The organism is Bacillus sp. 7705b (assembly GCF_002289525.1).
Taxonomy (GTDB): Bacteria; Bacillota; Bacilli; order Bacillales; family Bacillaceae; genus Bacillus; species Bacillus halotolerans.
In genome coordinates this window covers 1-504 of record NZ_NSDH01000060.1, presented here as the reverse complement: position 1 = coordinate 504, position 504 = coordinate 1, and the positions used below count along the sequence as shown (strand labels likewise).

General features: G+C 38.7%; 2 protein-coding genes and 1 pseudogene. All 3 read left to right on the top strand.

What is annotated here, in order from left to right:
- A pseudogene (locus tag CJU60_RS21985) lies at positions 1-158 on the top strand (KOW domain-containing RNA-binding protein); the annotation flags it as partial.
- Entirely contained in the window at positions 136-354 is a 219-nt protein-coding gene (infA, locus tag CJU60_RS20355; protein ID WP_003156508.1) for a translation initiation factor IF-1, read from the top strand. The pseudogene CJU60_RS21985 and the gene infA, both read left to right, overlap by 23 nt.
- A gap of 33 nt (positions 355-387) precedes the next feature.
- The gene (gene rpmJ / locus CJU60_RS20350; RefSeq protein ID WP_003156543.1) at positions 388-501 is read left to right on the top strand and encodes a 50S ribosomal protein L36; all 114 of its coding nucleotides are present in this window, start codon (positions 388-390) and stop codon (positions 499-501) included.
- Positions 502-504 lie beyond the last annotated feature (3 nt).

Genomic DNA, 504 nt, shown 5'->3' with positions numbered 1-504 from the left:
TTTATGATTGCGTATCTCCGGAAGTTCAGAACAGTATAAACGAAACAGGGCGTGTGACAAACGGAAAACTGAGATTTTCTCTTTTGAAATTTGTCAGAAAGCAAGTTACTGATTTGAAGAAGGGAGAACACTTGAATGGCGAAAGACGATGTAATTGAAGTGGAAGGTACGATAGTCGAAACATTGCCAAACGCGATGTTCAAAGTTGAACTCGAAAATGGACACACTGTTTTGGCTCACGTATCTGGTAAAATCCGCATGCACTTCATTCGCATTTTACCTGGAGACAAAGTTACGGTAGAATTATCTCCATATGACTTAACTCGTGGCAGGATTACGTACCGTTACAAATAAAGCACTCCGGAAACTGAAGGAGGTTGGAAACACATGAAAGTGAGACCATCAGTTAAACCAATCTGCGAAAAATGTAAAGTTATTCGCAGAAAAGGAAAAGTAATGGTGATCTGTGAAAATCCAAAGCATAAACAAAAACAAGGATAATTT

Bases quoted from the DNA above. Each gene is read 5' to 3' on its own strand.
- rpmJ (WP_003156543.1), top strand. From the start codon at position 388: ATGAAAGTGAGACCATCAGTTAAACCAATCTGCGAAAAATGTAAAGTT.
- infA (WP_003156508.1), top strand. From the start codon at position 136: ATGGCGAAAGACGATGTAATTGAAGTGGAAGGTACGATAGTCGAAACA.